Source organism: Planctomycetaceae bacterium (assembly GCA_041398785.1).
Classification (GTDB): domain Bacteria; phylum Planctomycetota; class Planctomycetia; order Planctomycetales; family Planctomycetaceae; genus JAWKUA01.
Window position 1 is genome coordinate 1 of record JAWKUA010000072.1, and the last position, 1,533, is coordinate 1,533.

The following is a 1,533-nucleotide window of genomic DNA, read 5'->3' on the forward strand; positions in this document are numbered from 1 at the left end:
GAATGCAGATAGCCCTGTCGGTACATGGTGAATTCGGCGGATTCCCATGAACCCGGTTCGACGAGGAATTTGCGTTCGATTTCGAGTGGCATCGAGGTTCTCCCCTGTGATGAGTCAGGATGTTTAACCGCGAGCCCAGGCGAGCGCTCCGCTCATGCGGTTTCGGATTCTGATGCATGTGTTCGGCTGTTCCGAGGGCTACGGGCGCGTAGTCGACCAGGGCAGTCGGCTGGCTCAGCGCTCGCCAGGGCTCGCGGTTAAACATGAATGCAGCTATCGCTTCAGCCGACCAACAATTTCTTCAACGATTCGATCCGCCGGTACGCGGTCCTGCTGCAGTGAGTCACGATCGCGGACGGTCACGGTTCCGTCGGTCATGGTGTCGCCATCGACCGTGATGCAGTACGGCGTGCCGATTTCGTCCTGACGACGGTAGCGGCGACCGATGGCTCCCTGCTGGTCGAACTGGCAGCTCAGACCGGCGGCCTTGAGTGCTCCGAAGATCTCCGCCGCTTTTTCGGGCATGCCTTCCTTCTTGATCAGCGGGAACACGGCCGCTTTGACGGGGGCCAGCCGGGGATGAAACTTCAGCACGACGCGTTCCTGCATCTCGCCTTTTTCGTCGGGCTGCTGATCCTCGTGATAGGCTTCGCAGATGAAAGCCAGCGTCGCGCGGTCGGCGCCCGCGGACGGTTCAATGACGTGCGGTGTAAAGCGTTCGCGCGACTGGTCGTCGAAGTAAGTCAGATCTTTGCCGCTGCCGCGATACTTCGGCTGACCGTGTTCGTTCTTTTCGACTTCCAGTTCGCCGGCTGCGTTTTTCGTCAGCTTGCCTTCCATGTGAGAACGCAGGTCGAAGTCGCCTCGGTGAGCCACGCCTTCCAGTTCGCCGAATTCGCCTTCGTCGAGAAACGGAAACGCGTATTCGATATCGGCCGTACCGACGGAATAGTGAGCCAATTCTTCCTGATGATGATCTCGCAGAATCAACCGCTCCTTCGCCACACCCAGACCCAGATACCAGTTGTAGCGCCGGTCGCGCCAATAGGTGTACCATTCGCGGGACTGGTCCGGATGGCAGAAGAATTCGATCTCCATCTGTTCGAATTCGCGTGACCGGAATGTGAAGTTGCGCGGCGTGATTTCATTGCGGAAGCTTTTTCCGACCTGACAGATGCCAAACGGCAGCTTGACGCGACTGCTGTCCACGACGTTCTTGAAGTTGACGAAGATACCCTGAGCGGTTTCGGGGCGAAGGAATGCCCGATCGTTTTCACCACCAAGCGCGCCGATCGTGGTGGGCATCATCAGATTGAATTCGCGAGGTTCGGTCAGCGTTCCGGCTTTAGTGGCACCGGGAGCGACAACGTTTGGATATTCGGACAAAGCGACTTTATCGAGCGTCGTCGCGTCGCCGTCCCACTGCAGTTTGTCGGCGTACTTTTTTTTCTTGCCGAACGCTCGCAGCGCCTGTTCTGCCAGATCTTCGTCAAAGTTCTCGGCGGTCGTCGTCACAAACACCCGGCTAACGCG

At 58.2% G+C, this 1,533-nt stretch carries 1 protein-coding gene; it reads right to left on the reverse strand.

Annotated features, from left to right (window positions below; translation table 11 throughout):
• Positions 1 to 273: 273 nt before the first annotated feature.
• Positions 274 to 1,533, reverse strand: a 1,260-nt coding sequence (locus R3C19_27475; protein ID MEZ6064104.1) for a glycine--tRNA ligase, incomplete at its 5' end; no start/stop codon positions are given.